Genomic DNA, 25,119 nt, shown 5'->3' with positions numbered 1-25,119 from the left:
GCCATGGAAAACGCCCGTCAAAGAAGGCTTTACCAGCTCCTGTTCATCGGGCCTGCCGTCCTTTTCTTTACCGTAATCCTTGTCATTCCGTTCTTCATGAGTCTCTATTATTCCTTCACGGAATGGAACGGAGTTAGTACAACAGTAACATGGATCGGGATCGAAAATTATAAAAAAATTATGTTTAACGACCCCGACTACTACAAGTCGTTCCTGTTCACGTTCCGCTACGCCATCGTGAGCGTGGTGCTGACGAACGTCGTCGGCTTCCTGCTGGCGCTGCTGCTTACGCAGGCGCTCAAGCTGCGCAACATTTTGCGGACGATCTTCTTCATGCCGAACGTGATCGGGGGTTTGCTGCTCGGGTTTATCTGGAGCTTTATTTTCGTAAAAGGGTTCGCTTCGATCGGAGACATGACCGGATGGGCGTTCTTCAACCTTCCGTGGCTCGGCGACGCGCCGACCGCGTTCTGGGGGCTGATCATCGTAACGGTGTGGAAGGGCGCCGGCTATGTGATGGTCATCTACATCGCCGGATTGACCAACGTTCCCAAGGATTTGATCGAGGCTTCGAGAATCGACGGGGCTACCCGGCTCCAAGTACTCTATAGAATCACCTTGCCGCTCATCATGCCTTCGATTACCGTCTGCTTGTTCTTGACGCTGTCCTGGGGCTTCAAGGTGTTCGACTTGATCATGTCGCTTACGAAAGGCGGCCCGTTCAACTCGACGGAATCGGTATCGCTTAACATTTATCAGGAAGCGTTCCGCAACAACGCGCTCGGCCTCGGCAGCGCCAAGGCGGTTATTTTCTTCCTCATTGTCGCCCTGATCACGATTATCCAAGTGACCGTGACGAAGAAACGGGAGGTGGAATCCTGATGGAAGAGACTAAACGCTATAGCCCCCGGATGTTCTCGTTGGAAGTGCTGGGCATTTTGCTGGCGATCGTGTTTCTGGTCCCGTTTTACTTCGTGCTGACGAACTCGTTTAAGCCGTTCTCCGACATACTGGTGAATACGACAAGTCTGCCGAAGAGTCTTAGCTTCCACAACTATGAGCAAGTGTGGAAAATCATGGACTTTCCAAAGGTGTTCCTGAACTCGCTGATTATCACCGTAGCCAGCAACGTCGGACTTGTCGTCATCAGCGCCATGGCCGCTTACCGCATGGTTCGCAACAATAATCGCGTGAATCAGATTCTGTTCCTGCTGTTCGTCTCGGCGATGATCATTCCGTTCGAATCGATCATGATCCCTCTCGTCAAGCTGGCCGGCACGATCGGCTTCCTGAACGAAATCTGGGGCGTCGTCATCTGTTACTTCGGCTTCGGCGTATCGCTGAACCTGTTCCTCTATCACGGCTTCGTCAAATCGATTCCTTTGGAAATCGAGGAAGCCGCCATCGTGGACGGCTGTTCTCCATTCGGGCTATTCTGGCGCATCATTTTCCCGCTGCTTAAGCCGATTACCGTCACGATTGTCCTGCTGAACAGCCTGTGGATCTGGAACGACTTCCTGCTGCCGCTGCTTATTATCAGCGGACCGGAGACGCGGACGATCCCGCTTGCCACTTATTCGTTCTTCGGTCAATATACGAAGCAGTGGGATATGGCTTTGGCCGCTCTGACGCTCGGCGTGCTGCCGATCATCGCTTTCTTCCTGGGTATGCAGAAGCACATTATCGAGGGAATCACCGCCGGATCGGTGAAAGGGTAACTCCGAAGACTGCGTCGAAATAAAGGACCGTTGTTATCGTCGCAGCCTTATGACAATAAGTTCCCCCTAATCGTTCAATTTTCTCGGTGTCGACCTAGATAGTTCTTCTATAAAATTAAATACATGACAAACAAGACATTATAAGGGAGGATCACTACAATGAAAAAAAGATCCATGGTGCTCATGTCCGCCGCTCTTGCTCTTACGGCCGTTCTCTCCGGATGCGGCAGCTCCAACAACGGCAACAATGCCGCCAACTCCCCGAGCGCAAGCTCCCCGGGAGCTGAGACGCCCAAAAAAAACGTCACGATCAAAATGTTCCAGTTCAAAGTCGAGATCGCCGAGCAGCTGCAAAATCTCGTTAACGAATATGAGAAAGAAACCGGCGTGAAGGTTCAGATCGAGACCGTCGGAGGAGGAGCCGACTACGGCGCCGCGCTGAAAGCGAAGTTCAACTCCGGCGACAAGCCTGACATTTTCAACAATGGCGGCTTCTCCGATCTGGACCTGTGGCTGGAAAACCTCGAGGATCTGTCCGATCAGCCTTGGGTGAAGGATCTGGTGAAAGGCACGGACGAGCCGATGACTCATGACGGCAAGCTGTACGGCATGCCGATCGGCGTAGAGGGCTACGGCTTTATCTACAACAAAGACCTGTTCGCTCAGGCCGGCATCACAGAAGTGCCGAAGACGCTGACCCAGCTTGAGGACGCGGCTAAGAAGCTGCAAGACAAAGGCATTACGCCGTTCATTAACGGCTACGGAGAATGGTGGGTGCTCGGCAACCACTTCGTCAACCTGCCGTTCGCTTACCAAGCCGACCCGAACGCATTTATCGCCGGTCTGAACGACGGCAGCCAGAAAATCCCGGGTAACGAAGTGTTCGAGAACTGGACGAAGCTGTTCGACCTGACCGTGAAATACGGCGGCAAAAACCCGCTGCAAACCGACTACAATACACAAGTCACCGAATTCGCTACCGGCAAGGCGGCCATGACGCAGCAAGGCAACTGGACGCAGGTGCAAATTACGAAGACGAACCCGGATGTTAACATCGGCTTCATGCCGATGCCGATCTCTGAAGACGCGGCAGCGAACGACAAACTGTTCGTCGGCGTTCCGAACAACTGGGTTATCAACAAAAACTCCGCAGTGAAGGAAGAAGCGAAAGCGTTCCTGAACTGGATGGTCACTTCCGAGACCGGTAAGAGCTATATCACCAAGGAGTTCAAGTTCATCCCGGCGCTTACGACGATCTCCGCTACGGAAGAGGATCTCGGCGCACTGGCCAGCGACATCATGAAGTACAACAAAGACGGCAAAGTGCTTTCCTGGAACTGGTTCAAGTTCCCGCAAGGCGAGGCGTCCAGCAAAAAGTTCGGCGACTCCATGCAGGGCTATGTCGGAGGCCAGCTGACTAAAGAAAAAATGCTCGAAGCGTTCCAAAGCACTTGGGACAGCTTGAAGAAATAAGCAGCAAGCAAAAGCTACACCGGCATCATCTGGGTGCCGGCGTAGCTTTGCGGAGACGATTCAGACAAGGATAAACGTGAAACTTATACTTTCTGAATCGTTAAATAAGGGTCATTCCTCATCGCCGCTTTAACGCGACAACGGGGAATGACCCTTTTCAACATATATTCGGGAGTATACCATCGCCGGCGGGTTGAATGAACTGCACTATCGCGATGCGACGGCTGGCCGGCTGGCCGGCTGGCTGACTTACTGTCTGGCTGACCGACTAACTGACTGACCAACTAACTGTCTGGCTATCCGCAGGCCGCGAATTTAAAGCGGAAAATCCTTCTTAATTTCTGCTCAGAGGGCGGAACCGACGATTTAAAGCGGGAAACCCGCCCTAATTTTGCCCAAAGGGACGAATCGCAGATTTAACGCGGAGAATCCGCCTTAAATGGCTCGAAAAGAGGGCTGCGGCGCATTTAGAGCGGCTTTTCCGCTCTAAATAAAACGCGAGCTCCCAAGCAGCGAGTCGCTATTACGCCTTCTTCACGAATTCCGACTTTAGCTTCATCGCCCCGAAGCCGTCGATCTTGCAGTCGATGTCATGGTCGCCTTCGACCAGACGAATGTTTTTGACCTTCGTTCCGACCTTGACTACGAGCGAACTGCCTTTGACCTTCAGGTCCTTGATCACCGTTACGGTATCGCCGTCCTGAAGAACATTGCCGTTGGCATCCTTCACGACCTTCTCTTCCTCGTTCGCACCCGTCTCTGCGCCAACGCTCCATTCGTGCGCGCATTCGGGGCAAATCCAGATTCCTCTATCCTCATAAGTATATTCGGATTGGCATTTCGGACAATTCGGTATATCAGACATGGTGTAACCTCCAAATCAATTGATAGCCGACGGCTTGGCTTGCCTTGGGCCGCAAGTAAAAAGAAAAGATGTTATTTGAACACGTTGAAAATATAAGCAATCGCATGCCAGAGGGTCACGCAGACGTTCCAGAGCACTGGAATCAGGTTCGCGATACTATGAATCGGGTGGAACAACAAGCCGACGATACTGCCGATCAGCAGCATAATGATTGCGAGCCCTACCCCGGTAATCGCATGGAGGATGTCCCAGAAAATAAACGCTATTTTCATCCCAAACCCGATTGCGCTGCCGACTTTGCCGGAGTTCGCGAAAGCTTCCTTCTCGATGGCGATGTCCGTTTTAATATTGTGTATCAGCTTGGAGGGCGTATTCACGATATAAGAGACGTTGTATAGAAGATTGGTCGACATATCGAGCGATGTCGGCACGTAATTGCCCGACTTAAACTTCAGATGGTATCTGATGTCCGTCTCTCCAAAGGCGAGCGCCATCTCCCTCTTCGTTTTGGCGTCCATCTTCTTGACGGAAGGCCCCAGCGTCTCCATCAAGGCGACAAGATCGGCTTTGCTGTATTCGCCCGTGCTCGCTTCCAGCAAACCCGCCATGCCCTGGTCGGCGCTCTCGCTGTCGTTTACGGTCGAGTAGGCGGCTACAACCACCTTCAGTTGATATACATCGTCAACCTCTCCGCTGATGGCTTGCGATCCGTACAGGACGACCAGGAGTATGCCAACCCATCCCCATAGCTTTTCCATTCTTGCTGCACTTCCTTCTTATATAAGCAGATTTCATCCTGTCCAATCATACTATGGATGGGTATATATTCCTATACCTTTTGTCGAAAACGTCTTCTCCCTTACAACCGCAGCCTTACGATTTCACCCTGCTCCCTGCCCGATTATCCCGCTTCATCCGATACATCGTCTTATCGGCATACATCATCAGAGCGTCGGCGTCGGAGCCGTCCTCTGGGTAGAGAGCGGCCCCCAGACTCATATAGACCGACAGAAGCTGGTCCCGGTACCACAGCTCCTCCTCGGCGATTCTCCATTGCAGGCGGTGCATCATTTCTTCAACGAAGGCGGGCGACGGAGCGTGGCGGATAAACAGGACGAATTCGTCCCCGCCAAGCCGAGCGGCCATGCCGACCGGCGCCGCCGTCTCTCCGATCAGGCGAGCGACGTGCCGCAGCACCTCGTCTCCCGCCTCATGGCCGTACTTGTCGTTAGTCTCCTTGAACCGGTCCAGATCGATCAGAATCACGGCGAGACGCAGACCATCCCTCTCGGCATTGCCGATCGCTTCCTGCAGCTGCTCGTAGAAATATCTGCGATTCGGCAGCCTCGTAAGCGAGTCGTGGAAGGCCAGAAACCGAATCTGCTCCTGCCCCTCCTTCCGCTCGGTAATATCCCGAACGATCAGAATGACATGAGGCTCGTTGTCGACAGCTACGTAATCCCCATCGATCAGGACATAAAGCCGTTGGCCGCTACTGTGAATCGTCGTCTCGTAATCCTTAATCGGCTGCTCGTCTTGAATGCGCTTTCTCAGGTCCTGGTCGACAAGCTCGAACAACGAACACTTCCGCTCTCCAATCCAATCGAATAGCCTTCTTGCGCTCGGATTAGCTTCTTTAATCCAGCCGGACCGCTCCACAAGCAGGATGGCCGCCGGATTGAGATTAAACAATTTTTCATATCGCTTGGCTGCAAAATCAAGAAACTCATATCGGATCATGGCCAGACGAAGCACAAAACACCAAATCACCCCGCCGTAAATATACGAGTAGGGCGGCAGTCCGTCAAACTGGAAATAACCGAACACCGCATGCCAGCAGGTGCAGATGATAACGCCAAGGCCGAGCAGATTGAAAAGCGCCCTATGTTCCGGAGTCGTCGCTCTAATCCTTCCTTTATAAATCACGATCAAATAGAGAGAAGTAAACAGGATGCTCGCGGTAAGCGCAGCATAGAAAGGAACATTATAGACGGGATACATCCACACCCCGCTCTGGACAAATTCGCTGGAGGTGATGATCTCCCTGCTGCTTAGCAAATTCACGGGAATGATGGCAAGAGGCACATAAAAAATAGCAGGGTAGAGATAGCGCGGCATACGCTTGTCCATTCCGGCAAACTTGGCCAGGAAGTGAAAGCCTAAACCGGGCATAATAATGCCGATATTGGAGAACCATATTGCGGTTAGAGCCGGGCTGGCGGAAATAGGCAGCTGATGTCGAATATACTCTCCCGCGAACAGCAAAATATATACGACAGAGGTCAGCGCAATTAACCGATGCTCGACTTTCCGAGGATTTCGCGTCAAGACGTCCGTGCCCATGTAGGCGAAAAAGAGAATCGGGAACAAGTAAGCGAGCGTAAATGTTAAAACTGCTGACTGACCCATGTGGTTCACATCTCTTCCGATCATGATGTGGAATTCTCTGTTGCTTTCGTTATAGGACATCGTTCTTGTTGATAAATTTCTACAAAATGAAAGAGATTCCTGCAAATATGAAGAAGATTTCGCTATTGGGTGCACAAAAAAAGAAGCGACGCATGGACACATCCATGGCCGCTTCCCCCTATCCATTATAAAGTCCAGGCTCTAGCCGCTTATACGACGCCTTGAGCGATCATTGCATCGGCGACTCTGACGAAGCCGGCGATGTTGGCGCCGTATACCAGGTTGCCCGGATGGCCGTACTTCTCGGCCGCCTCAACGCTGTGACGGTAGATGTTGCGCATAATGTCGTGCAGCTTGCTGTCGACTTCCTCGAACGTCCAGGACAAGCGCATGCTGTTCTGGGACATTTCCAGCGAGGATACAGCTACGCCGCCGGCATTGGCCGCTTTGGCCGGTCCGAACAGCACGCCGTTGTTCAGGAACACGTCGATCGCAGCCAACGTAGAAGGCATGTTCGCGCCTTCGCCGATCGCTTTGACGCCGTTCTCTACGAGCAGAGCAGCCGCATTCTCGTCGATCTCGTTTTGCGTCGCGCAAGGAAGCGCGATATCGCAAGGGATGGACCAGATGCCTTCGCAGCCCGGTGTATAAGTCGCTTGAGGGTGCTTCAGAACGTAATCGCTGATCCGCTTGCGCTCGACTTCTTTTAATTGCTTCACGAGATCAAGGTCGATGCCGTTCGGATCGTAGATATAGCCGTTGGAGTCGCTGCACGCCACGACTTTCGCGCCGAACTGTTGAGCCTTCTCGATCGCATAGATCGATACGTTGCCCGAGCCGGATACGACAACCGTGCTTCCCTCGAAGCTGAGGCCCTTCGCTTGCAGCATCTCGTGCACGAAGTAGACGCAGCCGTAGCCAGTCGCTTCCTTACGCGCCAAGCTGCCGCCGTAGCCCAGCCCTTTGCCTGTCAGAACGCCAGCCTCGTGGCCGCTTCTGATCCGCTTGTATTGGCCGAACATGTAGCCGATCTCGCGCGCGCCAACGCCGATGTCGCCGGCAGGAACGTCAACGTCCGGACCGATGTAGCGATACAATTCCGTCATGAAGCTTTGCGTGAAACGCATGACTTCTTGGTCCGATTTGCCCTTAGGATCGAAGTCGGAGCCGCCTTTGCCGCCGCCGATCGGCTGGCCGGTCAAGGAGTTTTTGAAGATTTGCTCGAAGCCGAGGAACTTGATGATGCTCGCGTTAACGGAAGGGTGGAAACGAAGGCCGCCCTTGTATGGCCCGAGAGCGCTATTAAACTGAACGCGGAAGCCGCGGTTGACTTGAGGAACGCCTTTGTCGTCCAGCCAAGGCACCCGGAAGTAGACAACGCGCTCAGGCTCCGTGATGCGCTCCAAAATTCTATGCTCAATGTAACTCGGGTTCACTTCGAAAACCGGAACTAGAGAATCGAGAATTTCTTTGACCGCTTGGAAGAATTCTTTCTCCCCCTGGTTGCGGTTAATGACCGTCTCATAAACCGATTGCACGTAATCCTTCGCAGCTTGCTGCCTATCCAGAACTGTGGTCAATTGTGGACGCTCCTTTAGTCTGAACGGCATCCCCTATGCGGAGCCGTTTACAGTTAATTTAGAATTTTATATTATAGCGCATCTGTAGTTACAAATTCTAATGAAATGCGCTTTATAGTTCAAATAAAAGATTTTTTCGCTTCCGATTAAAAATGGCAATGAACCAGTTTATAGCAAATCGCGACGCAGCTCCGCTCCCGATTTTGGAGACAGATAAGCGTACGGAATGTCGAATACCGTTCTTGCGCCCGTCTGGCCTTCCCGGCTTAACCGGGCAGCCGCTCGCGCATAAGCGACAAGCACGCTTGCGGTAAATTCCGGATTGCTCTCCAGCTTTAAGCCAAATTCAATCAGTTGCTTCCGGTCTTCTCCTGTTACACCGCTGCGAATGACGAATCCGCCGTGAGGCATGCCTTGGTGCTCGGCCTGCAGTTGCTCCTCGGTAATGAACGTCACCGTCGTGTCGTAGTCCGCGAAATAGTTCGGCATCGTCACGATCGCCTCGCGAATCGCATCCTGATCGGCGCCTTCCTCCGCTACGACGAAGCAGTCGCGCAGATGCTTCTCCCGAGTCGTCAGGTCCGGCGTCTCGCCAGAGCGAATGCGTTCGATCGCCGCTTGCGAAGGAACCGTGTATTGTACGCCGGCCTTAACGCCAGGCACGCGCCGAATCGCGTCGGAGTGGCCTTGGCTGACGCCTTTGCCCCAGAACGTGTACCCTGTGCCTTGCGGTAAAATCGATTCAGCTAACAACCGATTCAGCGAGAACAGCCCAGGATCCCATCCGGTCGAGATCACGCTCAGGTTGCCGCCTTGCTTCGCTGCGGCATCGACCGCATCGTAAAACTCCGGAATTTTCGCATGCGTATCGAAGCTGTCCACCGTATTGAACATGCGAGCGATCGCCGGCGTCTGCTCCGGCAAATCGGTTGCCGACCCACCGCACAAGATCATTACATCTATAATACCTCTATACTGCTCCGCCGCGGAGATGTGTTCGAACTTTACGCCTCTCGCCGCCAACTGCTCCGGCTGCCTGCGCGTAAATACGGCAACCAGCTCCATGTCCGGATTTTGCGCAAGCGCCTTCTCCGCTCCCTTGCCCAAATTGCCGTAGCCGACAATTCCTATCTTAAGCTTGCCCATTTCTTTCCTCCCGGGATTTTCCGCTAATTTGTAGAAAATCAACAAATTTTCTGCATTGATATTTTAGTATTTTAAGATCATAAACGTTTTTATGCAAATGTAATATTTATATACTGCAATTATAATGCAAATCATTCGTCATATAGTGCAAATGACCTGTGAATTATTCATAACTTTTAGCGGCTGATGACCGTCTCCATAGACTGAAATCTGGAATGCGGGCTAAAGTGTTATACTAAAGAAATATTGTTCACTCGGGGGAAAGCCCATGATCCGCTTCGACTCGGACACTTATCAAGCCGAATACGCCGGACAGAGCATCCGCCTGCTGCCGAAGGAATTCGCGCTGCTGCGTTATCTGTATGAGCATTCGGGGCGCTCGTTCTCCAGAGACGAGCTGCTGGACGCGGTCTGGCCGTTGGAAGCTCCCGGCGATCGGACTGTCGACGATCATATTTATCGCGTGCGCAAGAAGCTGATTCCGTGGTCCCATCTGCTACGCTTGGAGACGATTCGCGGGCAAGGCTATAAGCTGATGCGCCTTGCCCCGAAGACGCAGTCGAACCCGCTGCTGCAGGACGAACAATTCGTAGCCGACGCCAGCCGAATGCTGGCCAAATACCACGGCCTGGGAATGGGCGCGGCGATGCGGCTTCTGTCGGCCAATCGCGACGTACTCGGCCTGCCGGGCGACCCGTTCTACGACGCCTATATCCGGTTTGTCAGCGGCGACTTCGCATGGCTGCTCGAGACGGACGAACTCAGCCGCCCGCAACAGGCCGTCTACGCGTCGTTTATCCATGCCTCCATTCAATTCGACGCGCATGCCTCGCTGCGCTATTTCGATAAGCTGATTGCCCGAGGAAACGAACTGACGCGGGCATGGCTGAACGACCTGAAGCTGAACGCAGCTTACCTTGCTCTGGCGGCCGGGTTTCCGCAGCAAGCCCGCGAGCGTCTCAACGAAATCCGCGCGGAAATCGCAGATATGGATTCGCCCAGCTTCACTGCTCTATTTCTGTTAAAGGAAGCTCTTGTGAGCATGGAGGAGAGCCATTCGGAGGCGACGGCCGCCAAGCTGACGGAATGCGATACGCTGCTGGAGCGACATCCGATCCGGCGCGAACGGGGCGCCTATCTCGTCGCTAAAGGCCTGTATCTATATGAGCAAGGCGCCCCGGCCCGCGCCCGGCAATCGATCGAAGAAGGAATGGAGACTACGCGGCAGACGCAGTTCATCCCGCATTTGCTGAACAGTCTGCAATTGATCATCCGCTGCTTGGAGGCACACCCTTACGACGACGCTTGCCTGCAAAATTATCGGCGGCAATGGGACGCGATGGCTGCGCAATACCGTTTCGCCGAACTGCTGCCCAAGGCGCGGCGACTGCTCGATAACCGCCTCTGATCATTCTCTGACAATCCCTTGCTAAGCTGATTTTAACGATCAGAAGCAGGGGGTTTTTTCGCATGTTCCTATTACGCACCAATCGCACCTTTGCCAAAATGTTCGCCGCCTACGGGCTGGCCGCATTCGGAGATTATCTGGACCTTATCGCCGTCTCGATTATTATGGGATTCGTATGGAAGGTGGATGCGATGACGATGGCGCTGCTGCCGCTTGCCTTCGCCATTCCCGGCATTGCGCTCAGCCAGACGGCGGGGATACTGGCAGACAGATGGAATAAACGCAATCTGCTGATTGCGGCGGATCTGATTCGCGCCGCCCTGACGATCGCGCTGATATTCGCGCCCAACGTCTGGACGCTGCTCGGACTGATCGCGCTGCGCTCCTCCGCTCGCGTCTTCCACTTCCCCGCCCAACAATCGATGACGCGATCCGTCGTTCCCGCCGATCAGTTGCTTCAAGCCGCTTCGCTTAACGGAGCCGTCTTCCAATTGTCCAAGGCGTTCGGACCGCTGATCGGCGCAACGGTAGCCGCCGCGTTCTCTCCCGCCGTCTGTATGGGCGTTAACGCGATATGCTACACAATCTCCGCGCTGCTGCTCCTGTCCGTTCCGTTGCAGCGCGGAAGCGCGGGCACACGTCAGCCTGAATCTATGCGGACGGCCTGGCGAGACGGCTGGCTCATCGTTCTGAGAACCCGTTTGCTACTGACCAGTATCTCGTTCGCCTTAATCGGTCTTGCCGGCATTCAGCTGGTGGACGCCCAGCTCGCGACGTTATTGCGCGAAGTGACGCCGGAGCGACCTGAACTGATCGGCTGGCTTGTCTCCTCAATCGGGGCGGGCGGTCTTGTCGGCGTCGTCTGGCTGCGCCGTTTTAAGCGCCTTTCATCCTACGGCTGGCCGCTGGGTGGAGGAGTAACGCTGATCGGCTGCATGTTCGCTGCCGCAGGCTGCTTCCAACCGGACACTCCGCTATGGTTCATTCTGCTATCTTCCTTCGCCGGAGGCGTCGGAACCGGCTTTACCTCGGTAGGCATGAACTATATCGTACAGAAGGAGACGCCCGCCGATGCGGTCGGCCGCGTCAGCGGCATTATGGAGTCGTTAAGCGGCGTCCTCTTCGTAGGCGCCCCGCTGGCCGGAGGAGCGCTTGTTCAGCTCTGCGGAGTATCCCCGGCTTTCCTCTTCGTAGGCTTGGCGATCGGCATCGTCGGAATCTCGGGAATTGTCCTGCAGCGACGATTATGGAGCCTTCCTTCGCCGGTCGCGAAGTCGGATACGGTTCTTGGGCAGGCCCCGGATCTACCGGGATAATGGTATAGGCCGAGTCACCGTCCGGATCAGCGGATCGAAAATCCGTGTAGGAAATCCGCAGCAGTCCGGGAATGGAAATTCCGTGTCCTTCAGCGTCGAGAGTCGAGAGGGGTAGATAGAGAAAGACCGGAGAGGCGTCAGCCTGCATCCGGTCTTTCTTGGCGTACCGGTTAATTCGAGGGCATTCTCTCGCTGCGGCCTCTGCCGCCGCCTCCCGGTCCGGCTCCCATGCCTCCCCGACCGCCTCCCATGCCCGAGTTGCCGGTCGTTACGCCGGTTTCGTCGACATAGGTCACCGCGCCATCGCCTAGCGTGAAGCTGACGACCTGAGTGTCCCCTGTCGTCTTCCCGGTCCCGTAGAAGCCGTCTTGGCCTTCGCCGTCGTTCGCGCCGCCCGTCGACAGCGTATAACTCGTACCCGACTTCAACTCCGGAGTCGAGATAAGAACCGTTTGGAAGGCTTTCGTCGGAGCGATGGCCGCTACCGTATTGCCGCTGTCGTCTCTAAGCGTAACCAATGTGCCCGCTTCCTGCGCTTGAGGGAAGATCATCATCATGGAACGCTGCGCCGAGGCATCGGAAGGGGCTTGCGCCATACCCGCGCTGCCGGCCGCGATCAGCGTGCCGCCCGAATGCTCGAATGTGCCGTCGTAATCCAGCGCCCCGTTGCCGTTGTTCGTAGGCCCGTTGACGAGCACGGTTCCGCCGCTCATGACGATCGAGCCGTTGGAGTCCAGGCCGTCGCCGCCTGCGTCCACCGCCAGATAACCGCCGGAGATCGTCAACAGCAGTCCGTTATCCGCTTGGCCGCCGCCTCCGAATCCTCCTGGCCCGCCTCCGCTTCCATCCGATACGTTCACGCCGTCATCGCTTGCGATTACGCGGGTTTCCCCGCCGGAGATCGTAATGCTCGCACTCTCCAATCCTTCATAGCTGCTTGTAATGTCGATCGTCCCGCCTTCGATGGACAGGGCGGCATCCGCATGGATCGCATCGTCTCCGGAGGCCAAGTTCAATTGACCTCCCGAGATCAACACGCTCGCGTTGCTGTGAACGGCATCGTCGGCCGCATCAATCTGAAATGTACCGCCCGCGACGACAAGGTCTCCGGCCGCTTTAAGCCCTTTGGCGCTCGTCGACTCGGTCTCTTCGGTCTCCTCGGTCGTCCCTGTATCCGTCGCCTCCTGCGGAGGCATAGCGCCGCCCTCTCCCGGAGCCGGCATATCCATGCCTTCGGGAGGCTGACCGAGGCCCTGATCGCCTCGACCGAAACCGCCGAAGCCGCCGCCCGGCATCTCTTCCGCATGCGTCTTCGTCGAAGCCTGATACCCGCCCCCGGCGACGAGGCCGAACGTCCCTTCGGCGATGAAGAGAGAAGCTGCGGACTGGATCGCGTCGTTAACCGACCGAATGTCGAAGCTGCCGCCCTCCACCACGATCTCTCCTTTGCCTTCATCCGTATCGTTCGTCGACTTGATGCCGTCTCCGCCCGACTCGATCGAGAGATCTCCATCCTTCACCGCGACCAGATCCTTCCCAACCAACCCGTCGTCCGCAGCCTTAACGACAAGCTTGCCGCTCATCACTTTCAGATCGTCTTTGGAGGTAATGCCGTCGTTAGAGTTGCCGTTCACGCTCAGCATGCCCGTGCCGTTGATCGTCAGATCGGCTTTACTGAATAAGGCGGCCGTCGGCGTGTCCTCGGACGTATCCGAATAGACGGCCGCGTCAGTCAGGCTATTCTCCGTTCCCTCCTGTAAGGTCACGATGACTTTGCCCGCCTCGATCAGATGGATCGCCGTTCCTGATTTGCTCGTCACGTCGGCTCCGTTCAGCACCAGATGCACCACCTTGTCCGGCGCGTTCACTACGATCCGGCCGTCCTCCAGTTTGCCGCTTAACACATAGTCGCCGGCTGCGGAAATAGTCACAACGCCTTCGGACGCTTCCGCTCCCGAGCCGGTCACGGTCGCCGTCGAGCCGTTCAGCGCGATGGCCGTCGCGCTATCTGCGCTCCACTCTGTACGCATATCGTCCTCGTCGTACTTCACCGAATCTATCGTTCCCTTTCCGGCGACTTGAACGCTGGCCGCGGATGCCGACGCCGGGTTTGAACCGGCAGAGGCGGCTGCCCCGGACGATAGAGTTCCCGCGGAAGTGGAGCTGCAGCCTGCCGCCAGCAGGGCGGACAGAAGCGTAAGGGCAAATAGTTTGGATCTATGTCGATTGTTCATGCTTTTCCCTCTTTTCTTGAGTATGGGTAGGCGAGCGAGCAGCGCTCAATATTCCTGCGTGACGGGACTCATCGTCAAGGTAATGTCGAGATTGCCGTTGCGTGTGCGCACTGCATCAAGCAGCTCCTTCTGGTCGGCGCCGGGAGGCAGCTTGATCGCGTACATCACTTCGTACAAGCTGCCCAGCTCGGTTGTGCGCACCCTTTTCAGCTCATAGTCGACCTTGAACTTGCGGAACACCTCATCGAACGCTTCCTCGTATCCCAAGCTTTCCGGAATCGTAATTTTCAGCGTCTTGACCGGGGATTTGACGGCACCGAAGCGCAGCCCTTTCAGAACGAACATCAGCCCGCACAGCCCAAGCGTAAACAGCGCCGCATACCCGTAAGCACCGACGCCGCAGGCCAATCCGGCAGCCATCGAGAACAGCACGTACGAGATATCCTTGGAGTCGCCAGGCGCGCTGCGGAAACGAATGATCGAGAAAGCCCCCGCCAGACTGAACGCCCGCGCGATATTGCTGCCAATCAGCAAAATGATGATAGCGACGATCGTCGGCAGAACCATCATGGTAAGTGTAAAGCTAGGCGAAAAGCCTTGCTGCGTCTTCATGTAAGTCCAACTGATGATTCCGCCCAGCAGGATCGCGATGCCGAACGTCAGCAGCGCCTGCTGCAAAGTGAGCGTTGTATCCGATGCAAAAGAATTAAACAGACTGTCGATCATAACACGATTCTCTCCCTTGCCGATTCCTCCGCCCGTTCGGCGTGCCGGATCGATTTCTTGTATTCATTGCCGTATTTGCTGAAGCTCGTACGATACATGCCCAGCTCCGACAGCAGCTTCGCCAGCCATACCGGGACCGTCTTCTCGGCTTTTACTTCCATCAGCCACTGGCCTTTGTCCATCAATTGCTCGCCGTAATCGCCGGCCTCCAGCCTGAGATCGCAGCGTCTGGAGCGGATATTCGTATCGAAGGTGATGCGCAAATCGCGATTGCCCTTGCAAAACATGGCGATTCGATCATAAGCCAGATACGTCATCGGGCGCAGCTCAAACCGGGAGAGGAAATATTCGATCTCGGCGACGACCTGCTTGTTCATGCCCTCCCGATAAATCGACGCCCTGCCCGATCGAACGAATTCGTATGCCTCGTCCAGCTTCATTGCGGAACGCCGCTTGTTGACGAGCCCAAACACTTTTTTCTTTAGTTCCACGTAAACCTTGGCGTCCGGCTCAGGCACCCCGTAAGCACGGATGCGCAGCTTTTCCCGATACTTGGGTTTGGAGAGACTGTCGCGGATTAACGTATGATGGTCGGTATCATAGTACAGATTGCTGATGGAATAAAACTTGTCGTTGCGGTTGTAAGCGTCGAGCTCCATATATTCCATTAGACGGTTGTAGATGCCGTAGAAGGCTTTCGTATCCATGAGATACTTGTTTTCGTAACGGTTGAACACTTCGATCGCCATATGCGGCTCTCCCTTCTTCGTCGTCTCTTGCTCGGTCCTGCCATGTCTGTAGCTTAGATCGGGAACCTTTAGCGAAACTTAAATTGTCAACGCTGTGTAAAATCTTTTCTCCTGCACGACTGGGAATGATAGGATTAAGGTTGATTAAAGGTTATCTTCCTACAATAGAGGCATGACGCAGAAGAAAGGGGCGTACGGCCCATGAGAATATTGATTGTAGAGGACGAAGTGAATTTGGCGGAGGCGCTCACGCAAATTCTGAAGAAGATGAACTACTCGGTGGATGCCGTCCACGACGGCCAATCCGGATTGGACAACGCGCTTAGCGGCATTTACGATCTGCTGCTGCTCGACATCATGCTGCCGGAGCTGGACGGGATAACGCTACTGAAGACGATTCGCCAGCAGGGCGTGTCCACACCCGTCATTATGCTGACCGCCAAAGGCGAGATAGACGATAAAATCGCGGGACTGGATTACGGAGCGGACGATTACATCGCCAAGCCGTTCGCGACGGGCGAACTGCTCGCCCGTATACGGGCTGCCCTCAGACGCAAGGGAGAAGTCGTTCCCGAGGATGCGCTGCGGTTCGGGGATATCGAGCTGAACACCTCTACCCTTAAGCTGGCTTGCAAGGGCAAGGAGCTGAAGCTGATTCTGAAGGAAAGCGAGCTGCTGGAGCTTCTGATTACGAGGAAGCAGGCGGTGACGTCCAAGGAGCAAATTATCGAGAAGCTGTGGGGCTTTGATTCGGAGGCGGAGCATAACAATGTCGAGGTCTACGTGTCGTTCCTGAGAAAAAAGCTGGCTTTCCTTAACGCTTCTGCACGCATCTCCACCATTCGGGGCGTCGGGTACGTACTGGAGGCGACCGACTGATGTTCACGAGACTGCGCAACCGATTTCTATTGATGAATATGGTCATTATTACCGTCATCATGTTTGTGGCGTTTGCTTCGATCTATGTCATTACGTACCAGAACGCGAATCGCGACATCAATATGGAGCTGGGCCGGGTGACAGAGTTCTACCGGATAGCGAGCGAGAATCCGGGGCGAGGCGGCGACAAGAAAGGCGGGCCGAACGGCGGAGGCCAGCCGCCGATGTTCGGGGGCGGCTCGAAGGGGCTGTCTTCCCCTCCGGAACGCTCCGTCTCCTTCGCGTTAAAGACAGACGTCGAGGGGGGGCTGCTGTCCGTAGACTCCCGCTTCGAAATGGAGGATGAATTCTACGACACGGCTGCCCGGAAGGCGATTGCCGATACATCGGGAGAGGGACGCGTCACGCTGGACGGCACACGCTGGGCTTACCGAGCGGAGGCCGACCTGAGCGGCGGTTACATGGTCGTCTATATGGACGTAACCGCTCAACAGAACATTTTAACCAATCTGATCTATACGTTTGCCGTCGTTGCCCTTGTGATGCTGGCCGTCATCTTCGCCACAAGCCGTTATTTCGCCAATCGCTCGATAGCACCGGTACGTGATGCGTTTGAGAAGCAGAAGAGGTTTATCGCCGACGCTTCCCATGAGCTGAAGACGCCGCTGGCCGTCATTCAGACGAATGCCGACGTGCTGCTGGCGAACGAGACGGACACGATCGGCGAACAAATCAAGTGGCTGCATCGGATCAAGTCGGAGACCGAGCGTATGAAGACGCTCACGAACGATTTGCTGTATTTGACGCAGATGGACGATTCGAGGGCGGAAACGCTTCATGTTCCGTTTAATGTCAGCGAAGCCGTCGAGAGCGTCGTTCTTGCCATGGAGGCCGTCATCTTCGAACGGTCGCTAAAGCTCGATTACGAGATCGAGCCCGATCTGACCGTCACGGGAAGCGCCGAGCAGCTCAAGCAAGTCGTCATGATTCTGTTGGACAACGCCATCAAGTACAACCGCCCGGAGGGAGCGATCGGGCTGACTCTGCGGCGGCACCACGGCCATATCGCGCTGACGGTGACGAACAGCGGTGCGGGCATCCCCGCCGAACAACTGGACAAGGTATTCGATCGCTTCTACCGCACCGATGCCTCCCGTTCGCGCAAGCAAGGGGGCTACGGCCTCGGGCTCGCCATCGCGAAGTCGATCGTGGAGCAGCATAGGGGGAAAATTCAAGCAAGGAGCGCCCTTGGAGAAACAACCTCGTTTATTGTGCAGTTGGGCTGATCGTACCGCTTAGTACTGCTTAGCACTGCTTAGAACTGCTTAGAACTGCTCCCAGTGGAAAGCACCGAGCAAGCAACAGGGCCGGATTCCAGGTTCAGTGACGAACCCGGAATCCGGCCCTTATTCGCTGTGCGGCGTCAGATTAATCCCGATCGCTGCAACAAGCGCTGAATGAGTACCGCAACTTCGGCACGGGAGATGTTGGCCTTGGGCTCCAGCTTGCCGCCGTTGCGCCCGCTGATCAACTCCGCCTTGGCCGTCGATGCAATCGCCTCTTTCGCCCATACGGCGGCATCGGCGCCATCTGCAAACTTCGATAGCATAGCGTCGTTATCCAGCGCGTCCGTCTTGTCTGCCAAACCTGTCAGCCTCATCGCCTTAGCCGCGATCATCATTGCTTCCTCGCGCGTAATTTTGTCTGTCGGACGGAACGTTCCGTCCTTGAAGCCTTGAACAAGGCCGTAGGCTGCCGCCGTTCGAACGATATCCGCATACCACGATTCGGCAGCTACGTCGCGGAAGGTTTGCTCGCCTTCACCCGGCTTCAGTCCCAAACCGCGAACGACCATCGCGGCGAATTCGGCGCGGGTAATATCGGCGCCGGGATCAAATCTCGTATCGGACACCCCGTTGATCACCATGCGAGAGCCCATGTCGTTGATCGCGTCCTTCGCCCAATGCCCCTGGACATCAGCAAACTCCACCGGATGCCAGACGACGGCGTAGACGCTGTTGGTCAAGCTGTTGATTGCCGCGTGATACGTTCCGTCGATAACCACGATCTTCGTCGGCACATGGCGGAACGAGCCGTCCCGCTCCACAACGATGCCGGTCGTAATCTTGTCGGAATCGATCCCGTCCGGCAAAGCGACGGTACGCTCCACGAACGCGCCGAACTTCGACACCTCCGCTGTCCGGCCGCCGTAAGACGCGCTAATCTTGAAATCAAGAGGAGGTAGAACGAGCGTGAAGCCGCCGTCTGCTGCGGCTGAAGCCACCGTTGCTGCCATCGATGAGGGAACGTCGGCAATCGAGATATGCATTTTGACTTGATCCGGCTTGACGCCCGTTCCCAACCGCCCGGACAACGCTCCGATACCGAGCTGTTCGGCCGGCACCGTATAAGAAGCCTTCGGAGTCTTGATAACCAACGTAGCGGAAGCTTCGGTCATTTTTTCGATGATTTGACCGTCAAGTTCGGCAACGATAACATTCGCGGCAACGCCGACCGGAATCGTAACAACGGCGCCCGCGCCCGCTGCCCGGAGCTTCTCAAGCAGCTTGGCGGTATCGACGACGATCATCGTCGTCTTCACGCCGCCGGACTCCGTTGTCGTGGCCTGGCCGGCGTTCTCCTTCTTGCCGTTCACGAGAACGACGAAGCCCTCGTCTTCGGCTGCGGGTGTCCCGCCGCCCGAAGAACCGGACGAAGGAGTGGATGGCGTGTTAGTCGATGGCTCTGCCGTTACCAGCGCGACGACCTGGCCGAATTTAACGAGCTTTCCGCTCGCATCCACTTCGGCCACGCCGATCTTGTCGCCGTTGGCCGCTAAGATCAGACCGTTCGCGGGAAGATCCGAATAATTCGTAAGCGTCTGTCCGACGGACGGAACGATTAAGGCCCCGCCGCCGAAATTGAAGTAGACCAGCTTATGGCCGACATCCGTCACCGCCGGGGTTACGGTCAGCTTCGTCTTGCCGTCGTTGGACGACCCGCTCGGATCGGCTGCCGTTACAAACAGCACAGTAGCGAACGGATCGAAATATTCGATATCCCCGCCGTTCAGCTTGAAATTGAGCGGGCTGTATACGCCTGCCAGCTTAAGTTCCAGCTCAGGAGCGTCGGCATCGTTCTCCGTGTCGATATAAAGCGTCGTGACTTGCCCCGAAACGGCTACCTGTACCGACCTGGCGGCTACGACAGTTCCGTCCCCGCTCGTTACCGTTCCGCCGGTGAAGTCGACAACGGGAGCGCCGTCGGCGTAACCGTTAATAATCGGCGTTCCGCCCGTATCGTTAACGAAGATAGCATTGCCGGGCGTGCCGATCTGCCCGTTCACCGAACCGCTACGGAAACCGATAACGCGAATTCGGTCTCCTGAGCCAAAGCCTTCGATCGTGTCGGTTCCGTTGGTGTTCTCCCCGTAAGCGATCGTCTCCGCCCCTGCGCCCAGCTTGATCGAGTCCGCTCCCGAAGACGCCCAAATATCGATTTCGTTGCCGCTCAAGGTGTTGTCGGAAACCTCGAGGGACGAGCCGATCACGCTGGAGCCCTCCAGAATGGCAGTGCCGAAACCTGCAATCACGTTGTTGCGAACCGTGACATTTTTGCTGTAGTTAAGCCCGATTCCATCGTTAGAGTAACCCCCGTCGTTGGAAGTCGCGGAATTATGCCATGCGGGGACGGAAGGGCCCGTTATCGTGTTGCCTTCGATTACAAACCCGTCTGCAGCCTCCCACAGAAGAATGCCCGACGGACCGTACAGCCCCAGATTCAAATAGGATCCGACCTGCCCCGGTTCGGGAATGACCAGGCCGATGTCCGTGATCCGGTTGTTCTGCACGATTCCGGACGTGCCCCGGCGGTCGCCGTTGCCTCCGCCGAGAGAGCTTCTGTCGGAAGAAGCGACTTGAATGCCGTTGCCTGTACTGTAAAGCGTTCTGCCATGTCCTTGAATCGTATTATTGCGGATATCGACTTCCAGCGCAGGCCCCCATGCCAAAATGGCGGTCTTGTGGAACCGAAGGATCTCGGAGTCTTGCACCGTTACTTTGTGCGCCCCCGTTCCGGCGGCTCCTTCGAGAAGAATGCTTTCGTTGTGATTGGCGCCCGACGGTTGATCCTGCGGCACGTAGTCGCTTGGCAACGACGCCGGCGCTCCCGAATAATCGGAATGCGTATCCCGGACGTCGACGATTTTGACGCGATCGATCGTGGCCGACGTATCTCGGACCGCAATGCCGTTAAACGTATACAGATCGGCGACCCCGTTATGCTGTGCGATATAGCCCTGCTTACGGCCGTCAATTGTCAGGTTCCGTACGGCGACTTGTCCGGGACTGCCCGTCTTAACGCCGACCACGGCATACACCTGCTGATCCTTGAGGTTAGTCCAAGCGCTGGGCATCAGCTTGTCCGAATCGGGCGAAGCCAATATCGTCTGATCGATGCCTGCGCCTTCCAACGTAATATTTTTGGTAACGGTCAATTGTTCCGTATAAACGCCCGGAGCGATGCCGACCGTATCACCGTCTGCCGCCGCATCGATCGCTCCTTGAATGGATCCGAAATAGGTGGTGACGCCCTCATGCGTCAGGTTGGCATACACGGCTGTCGTTACGCTCGCCTTCGAAGCGGCCTGAGCTTCCGCGGAAGCGGACGAGTCCGCGAATACCGCCAGCTCCGGATAATAAACTTCGACGACGCGACCTTCGACAGTTGTCGCGTGCGGGCGCTTCGTCCAAACTCCGCCAATCAGACCCGATAGACTTCCGGATTGGGCTGCTTGCAGCGTATTCGGTTCCGTCATCTCGCCCGTATTCAGCGGCATGCCGTTAAGCGTGTCGGTTTGACGGGAGGTGGTTGTATCGTAGTAGGTATGCGCAACAGCGTTACCCGAGTTCTGTCCGACAGAGCCTCCTCTCTTGACCGTAACTCCTTGGACAACATGCGGAACGCCCGTGGAATAGCTGCTGCTGATATTGGAGTTGGTACTCGCTACTCCGACCAGACCGCCCACTCTTTCTTGTCCGGCGGAATTCGCTTGGGCTTTGCCGGTGCTATAGCTGTTGCTTATGCTGGACGTTACGGTGCCGCTTAATCCGACAAGTACTCCCGTCAAGCCCCCGGAGCCCGCATTTCCCGTTGCTCCATCGCTGCGGCTGTAAGCATTGCCCGTGCTGTAGCTTTGATTGATCGAGGTTCCCCACGCATAACCCGCCAGACCGCCGGTATAGACAGGGCCGCTGCCGATCCAAGTTGCCGAAGCATCGCCAGTCGCATAGCTTCTCTCGATCAGGGCGGGCGCCGCCCCCCCTCGGGAGTATCCGACTAAACCTCCTGCAGCTAGCATGTAAGCCGTTTGTGCCTCGACAGTAACGTTGCCAGTGCTGTGACTATCGACGATTTTAGCCAGAGCGCTTGCATACCACAAATATCCGACCAAACCGCCTGCTGCGGTGACGTTGCTGGAAACCGCATTGCTTCTTAAACTAAGGTATACATTCCCCGTCGCGTAGCTGTTATTTATACCGGTACTAACGGCCTGCCCGACTAACCCGCCCGCATAGGAAGTGTCTTTGCCTTCAATGTTCGTTACTGTCGCCGAGCTCCAGCTTCCGCTGATAGATGACCTGTCAGCATAACCGACGAGGCCGCCGGTCGTCGGGCTCCCGTTCATACCGGCTCCGTTCGCGCTGATCGTGCCTTCGCTATAGCTGTCGACAATCTGATTGCCGCTACTCGTAGATATACCGACCAAACCGCCGGCCTGTAGAACTTGATAATTGCTGGATACGTTAATCGAGACGGCCGCCGAGCTGGCGTTGGTCAGCCCGCCGTAATTATTCACGCTTCGATTGGAGCCGTTGCTGCCGACCAAACCGCCGACCGCCACGTCTCCCCCAGTGACGGAAAGCGTTCCCGTAGCTTTGACTTCGGCAACCGTCCCTTCGTTCGTCCCCGCTGCCGAGCCCACAAAAGCGACACCGGGAACGATTGATTGTGGCGTATAGACGACATTGATATTTACTCCGGTCAGCTCTACGTTTTGAACCGTGCCTTCATGTCCGATAACGCCGAACAACCCGACTCTTCTTGTATCCGATGTGGACAACACGAGAGTTTCGGATATAGTCAATCCGCTTATGACGTAAGCGCCGCCATCAAACGTTCCTTGAAACGGCGTATTTGAAGTTCCTATCGGAGTCCAATTATAGCTAGCCAGATCAATATTTTCCGACAATTCGATCGTTTTGCCGTTGAAATCGTTTCCTGCGTTCACAAGCTCGGCCAATCCGGCTAGCTCGTCCGCCGTATCGATCTGATAGAGCGCAACTCCAGGCGCGGATGTATACCAATTCGTATCCGGCGTCGAGCTTGCGGATGCGACGGGCAACCTGACGAGGGTCGCCAGCAAAGCCAAAGCGGTTATTGCTGCGAATGTCTTAAATGCTTTTCCTAATCTACGTTTCCCATTCAAAGGAATTCCCCCAGGAGGATAGAGTATCTGCTGCTTAATTATATCATGCGGTTATGAACAATTACTGAACATTTCGAGCTTTGCTTAGAGACGAATCAGTCGCTGGAAACTTCCCGAAAAGTTTCTTTTTGCGTTTTTCGTAGTTAATCTCGATGAAAGGAGGGGGGGGGGGGGGGTGTATCTCCTGGAGGAGCGGAGCGTTTGCCTTTGGAATCGTGAAATCTCATTGTTACGAGTTTACCCATTCCGATTTCACGATTCCAACCCGGGGTCCCCGCAAAGTAATCGGAATAAGCTTCGAAAGCGTCTCTTCACTTTGCGGGGTGGAGCAGCAACCGGAAGGAGATACATCCCCACGAAAACATTAATCGAGATAAAACAAAGGCTGCTCATAAGTTAATTATGAGACAGCCCCTGCAGCTTGAACTATTTTATTATGCCGGTTGAAGCACTTTCTCCAATCGGAGAGCTTGCGCCGTAGCCGATTGAATCTCTTCGTTGAGTTTCGGATTTTTCGCTAGAGACACGCCGTAGGAAGGAATCATTTCCTTGATCTTCTCTTCCCATGCTCCCATTTGTTGAGGGAAGCATTTTTTCAGAACCTCCAGCATGACGGATACGGCCGTGGACGCACCCGGAGACGCGCCCAGCAGAGCGGCGATCGAGCCGTCGGCTGCGCTGACGACCTCTGTACCGAATTGAAGCGTTCCTTTGCCTCCCGCTTCGGTATCTTTAATGACCTGCACGCGCTGACCCGCGACGACCAAATCCCAGTCCTCGCTTCTGGCGTTCGGAATAAATTCGCGCAGCTCTTCCATTCTTTTCTCTTTGGACAGCATCACTTGCTCGATCAGATACTTGGTCAGCGGAATGTTTTTGGCGCCCGCCGCCAGCATCGTGAGCACGTTGCCCGGCTTCACGGAGCCGATCAGATCGAACATGGAACCGGTTTTCAGGAATTTCGGCGAGAAGCCGGCAAAAGGTCCGAACAGCAGCGATTTCTTGTTGTCGATAAACCTCGTGTCCAGATGAGGAACGGACATCGGAGGCGCGCCGACCTTCGCTTTGCCGTATACCTTGGCGTGATGCTGCTCGACGACGCTCGGGTTTGTACACGCCATAAACAGACCGCTTACCGGGAAGCCGCCGATGCCTTTGCCTTCCGGTATTCCGGATTTTTGCAGCAGGTGCAGGCTTCCGCCGCCCCCGCCGATAAAGACGAATTTCGCGCTATGGCGCTCTACGGATCCGCTGTCGAGGTTCCGCACCTTTAGTTCCCAGGAGCCGTCGCCGGTCCGTTTCATATTATCCACGCTGTGCTTGTAGTTTATGCTAACGTTCTGTTTCTTCAAGTGCTCGAACAGCATACGGGTCAAAGCCCCGAAGTTAACATCCGTTCCCGAATCGATCTTCGTAGCCGCAATCGGCTCGCTGGATGTCCGGCCGTTCATAATAAGCGGAATCCACTCCGCGAGCTTGGCCGGGTCATCGGAATACTCCATGCCCTGGAACAGAGGATTTCCCGTCAACGCTTCGTAGCGCTTCTTCAGGAACGCAACGTCCTTCTCCCCTTGCACCATACTCATATGAGGCAGCGGCATAATGAACTCTTGCGGATGGCTGATCCGGTTGTGGTTGACGAGATAAGACCAAAACTGCCTTGATACCTGGAACTGCTCGTTGATGTTTACCGCTTTGCTAATGTCGATCGATCCGTCCGATTTCTCTGCCGTATAATTCAGCTCGCACAACGCGGCATGTCCCGTTCCCGCATTGTTCCATTCGTTGGAGCTTTCCTCGCCCGCGCTTGCCAGCTTCTCGAACACGGTAATTTTCCAGTCCGGAGCCAGCTCCTTCAGGATGGTTCCCAATGTCGCGCTCATTACGCCGGCACCGATCAAAATAACGTCTGTTTGCGTTTGTCTGTCGCTCATGATTTTCCTTCCTCGCATGCTATGATTTGAAATATCGCTGTCCGCATAAGCACACAGCAAGTCGAGGCGCGTTGGGTTTACGCACCTTTTCCGAATCCATCTTCTATTCTCATCACTGTTCGTGACAGATTAGTGTATTTGCTTTCTATTATATGATAGTTACATGCGAGTTGAAAGCCGGAAAATTCAGTGTAA

At 55.3% G+C, this 25,119-nt stretch carries 17 protein-coding genes; 7 read left to right on the top strand and 10 right to left on the bottom strand.

Annotation, left to right across the window (positions count from 1 at the left end; genetic code table 11):
• The first annotated feature begins 3 nt into the window (after positions 1 to 3).
• From DFP98_RS27490 to DFP98_RS27480, 3 genes are all read left to right on the top strand, one after another.
• Positions 4 to 882, top strand: a complete 879-nt coding sequence (locus DFP98_RS27490; RefSeq protein ID WP_116063843.1) for a carbohydrate ABC transporter permease — start codon at positions 4 to 6, stop codon at positions 880 to 882.
• Entirely contained in the window at positions 882 to 1,718 is an 837-nt protein-coding gene (locus DFP98_RS27485; protein WP_116063842.1) for a carbohydrate ABC transporter permease, read from the top strand. The genes DFP98_RS27490 and DFP98_RS27485 overlap by 1 nt, the downstream gene beginning before the upstream one ends.
• A gap of 159 nt (positions 1,719 to 1,877) precedes the next feature.
• Complete coding sequence (locus DFP98_RS27480) at positions 1,878 to 3,191, top strand: ABC transporter substrate-binding protein (RefSeq protein ID WP_116063841.1); 1,314 nt, start codon at positions 1,878 to 1,880, stop codon at positions 3,189 to 3,191.
• Positions 3,192 to 3,714: 523 nt separating this feature from the next.
• Here the strand turns inward: DFP98_RS27480 and DFP98_RS27475 are convergent.
• The 5 genes from DFP98_RS27475 to DFP98_RS27455 form a co-directional block, all read right to left on the bottom strand.
• On the bottom strand, positions 3,715 to 4,056 hold the full coding sequence (locus DFP98_RS27475) for a zinc ribbon domain-containing protein YjdM (protein WP_116063840.1): 342 nt from the start codon (positions 4,054 to 4,056) through the stop codon (positions 3,715 to 3,717).
• A 71-nt stretch (positions 4,057 to 4,127) separates the two neighbouring features.
• Positions 4,128 to 4,814: a hypothetical protein gene (locus DFP98_RS27470; RefSeq protein WP_116063839.1), complete on the bottom strand. Its 687-nt coding sequence runs from the start codon at positions 4,812 to 4,814 to the stop codon at positions 4,128 to 4,130.
• Between the two features lie 115 nt (positions 4,815 to 4,929).
• Positions 4,930 to 6,465 (bottom strand): diguanylate cyclase domain-containing protein, encoded by a 1,536-nt coding sequence (locus tag DFP98_RS27465; protein WP_220377179.1) that lies wholly within the window; start codon positions 6,463 to 6,465, stop codon positions 4,930 to 4,932.
• 209 nt (positions 6,466 to 6,674) lie between these two features.
• Positions 6,675 to 8,045 (bottom strand): NADP-specific glutamate dehydrogenase, encoded by a 1,371-nt coding sequence (gene gdhA / locus DFP98_RS27460; protein WP_209073457.1) that lies wholly within the window; start codon positions 8,043 to 8,045, stop codon positions 6,675 to 6,677.
• A gap of 168 nt (positions 8,046 to 8,213) precedes the next feature.
• Positions 8,214 to 9,191 carry a diaminopimelate dehydrogenase gene (locus DFP98_RS27455; RefSeq protein ID WP_116063836.1) on the bottom strand — a complete coding sequence of 326 codons (978 nt, stop codon included), beginning with the start codon at positions 9,189 to 9,191 and terminating at the stop codon, positions 8,214 to 8,216.
• 268 nt (positions 9,192 to 9,459) lie between these two features.
• Between DFP98_RS27455 and DFP98_RS27450 the strand changes: the two genes are divergently transcribed.
• The gene (locus DFP98_RS27450; RefSeq protein WP_116063835.1) at positions 9,460 to 10,599 is read left to right on the top strand and encodes a winged helix-turn-helix domain-containing protein; all 1,140 of its coding nucleotides are present in this window, start codon (positions 9,460 to 9,462) and stop codon (positions 10,597 to 10,599) included.
• A 62-nt stretch (positions 10,600 to 10,661) separates the two neighbouring features.
• Complete coding sequence (locus tag DFP98_RS27445) at positions 10,662 to 11,915, top strand: MFS transporter (protein WP_116063834.1); 1,254 nt, start codon at positions 10,662 to 10,664, stop codon at positions 11,913 to 11,915.
• 170 nt (positions 11,916 to 12,085) lie between these two features.
• On the opposite strand, the gene DFP98_RS27440 is transcribed toward DFP98_RS27445, so the two are convergent.
• From DFP98_RS27440 to DFP98_RS27430, 3 genes are read right to left on the bottom strand one after another with little or no spacing between them, the layout of a single operon-like run.
• Entirely contained in the window at positions 12,086 to 14,149 is a 2,064-nt protein-coding gene (locus tag DFP98_RS27440) for a carbohydrate-binding domain-containing protein (protein ID WP_116063833.1), read from the bottom strand.
• A gap of 45 nt (positions 14,150 to 14,194) precedes the next feature.
• Positions 14,195 to 14,875 carry a DUF4956 domain-containing protein gene (locus DFP98_RS27435; RefSeq protein ID WP_116063832.1) on the bottom strand — a complete coding sequence of 227 codons (681 nt, stop codon included), beginning with the start codon at positions 14,873 to 14,875 and terminating at the stop codon, positions 14,195 to 14,197.
• Complete coding sequence (locus DFP98_RS27430) at positions 14,872 to 15,624, bottom strand: polyphosphate polymerase domain-containing protein (RefSeq protein WP_116063831.1); 753 nt, start codon at positions 15,622 to 15,624, stop codon at positions 14,872 to 14,874. The genes DFP98_RS27435 and DFP98_RS27430 overlap by 4 nt, the downstream gene beginning before the upstream one ends.
• Before the next feature lie 201 nt (positions 15,625 to 15,825).
• On the opposite strand from DFP98_RS27430, the gene DFP98_RS27425 reads away from it, so the two are divergent.
• Positions 15,826 to 16,503 (top strand): response regulator transcription factor, encoded by a 678-nt coding sequence (locus tag DFP98_RS27425; RefSeq protein ID WP_116063830.1) that lies wholly within the window; start codon positions 15,826 to 15,828, stop codon positions 16,501 to 16,503.
• A complete protein-coding gene (locus DFP98_RS27420) occupies positions 16,503 to 17,789 on the top strand; it encodes a sensor histidine kinase (RefSeq protein WP_116063829.1) in 1,287 nt (428 codons plus the stop codon). The genes DFP98_RS27425 and DFP98_RS27420 overlap by 1 nt, the downstream gene beginning before the upstream one ends.
• A gap of 137 nt (positions 17,790 to 17,926) precedes the next feature.
• Here the strand turns inward: DFP98_RS27420 and DFP98_RS27415 are convergent, their stop codons facing one another.
• Positions 17,927 to 22,990: an S-layer homology domain-containing protein gene (locus DFP98_RS27415; RefSeq protein WP_147310285.1), complete on the bottom strand. Its 5,064-nt coding sequence runs from the start codon at positions 22,988 to 22,990 to the stop codon at positions 17,927 to 17,929.
• A 434-nt stretch (positions 22,991 to 23,424) separates the two neighbouring features.
• Positions 23,425 to 24,942 carry a malate:quinone oxidoreductase gene (locus DFP98_RS27410; RefSeq protein WP_116063918.1) on the bottom strand — a complete coding sequence of 506 codons (1,518 nt, stop codon included), beginning with the start codon at positions 24,940 to 24,942 and terminating at the stop codon, positions 23,425 to 23,427.
• Positions 24,943 to 25,119: the final 177 nt, after the last annotated feature.

Source organism: Cohnella phaseoli (genome assembly GCF_003386235.1).
Lineage (GTDB): Bacteria > Bacillota > Bacilli > Paenibacillales > Paenibacillaceae > Cohnella > Cohnella phaseoli.
The sequence above is the reverse complement of the archived record's forward strand: the minus strand, read 5'-3'. Positions and strand labels throughout refer to the sequence as shown.

What these genes read in the sequence shown, in the direction of transcription:
- DFP98_RS27490 (WP_116063843.1), top strand. Translation starts at nt 4, where the DNA reads ATGGAAAACGCCCGTCAAAGAAGGCTTTACCAGCTCCTGTTCATCGGG.
- DFP98_RS27485 (WP_116063842.1), top strand. Translation starts at nt 882, where the DNA reads ATGGAAGAGACTAAACGCTATAGCCCCCGGATGTTCTCGTTGGAAGTG.
- DFP98_RS27480 (WP_116063841.1), top strand. Translation starts at nt 1,878, where the DNA reads ATGAAAAAAAGATCCATGGTGCTCATGTCCGCCGCTCTTGCTCTTACG.
- DFP98_RS27475 (WP_116063840.1), bottom strand. Translation starts at nt 4,056, where the DNA reads ATGTCTGATATACCGAATTGTCCGAAATGCCAATCCGAATATACTTAT.
- DFP98_RS27470 (WP_116063839.1), bottom strand. Translation starts at nt 4,814, where the DNA reads ATGGAAAAGCTATGGGGATGGGTTGGCATACTCCTGGTCGTCCTGTAC.
- DFP98_RS27465 (WP_220377179.1), bottom strand. Translation starts at nt 6,465, where the DNA reads ATGGGTCAGTCAGCAGTTTTAACATTTACGCTCGCTTACTTGTTCCCG.
- DFP98_RS27455 (WP_116063836.1), bottom strand. Translation starts at nt 9,191, where the DNA reads ATGGGCAAGCTTAAGATAGGAATTGTCGGCTACGGCAATTTGGGCAAG.
- DFP98_RS27450 (WP_116063835.1), top strand. Translation starts at nt 9,460, where the DNA reads ATGATCCGCTTCGACTCGGACACTTATCAAGCCGAATACGCCGGACAG.
- DFP98_RS27445 (WP_116063834.1), top strand. Translation starts at nt 10,662, where the DNA reads ATGTTCCTATTACGCACCAATCGCACCTTTGCCAAAATGTTCGCCGCC.
- DFP98_RS27440 (WP_116063833.1), bottom strand. Translation starts at nt 14,149, where the DNA reads ATGAACAATCGACATAGATCCAAACTATTTGCCCTTACGCTTCTGTCC.
- DFP98_RS27435 (WP_116063832.1), bottom strand. Translation starts at nt 14,875, where the DNA reads ATGATCGACAGTCTGTTTAATTCTTTTGCATCGGATACAACGCTCACT.
- DFP98_RS27430 (WP_116063831.1), bottom strand. Translation starts at nt 15,624, where the DNA reads ATGGCGATCGAAGTGTTCAACCGTTACGAAAACAAGTATCTCATGGAT.
- DFP98_RS27425 (WP_116063830.1), top strand. Translation starts at nt 15,826, where the DNA reads ATGAGAATATTGATTGTAGAGGACGAAGTGAATTTGGCGGAGGCGCTC.
- DFP98_RS27420 (WP_116063829.1), top strand. Translation starts at nt 16,503, where the DNA reads ATGTTCACGAGACTGCGCAACCGATTTCTATTGATGAATATGGTCATT.
- DFP98_RS27410 (WP_116063918.1), bottom strand. Translation starts at nt 24,942, where the DNA reads ATGCGAGGAAGGAAAATCATGAGCGACAGACAAACGCAAACAGACGTT.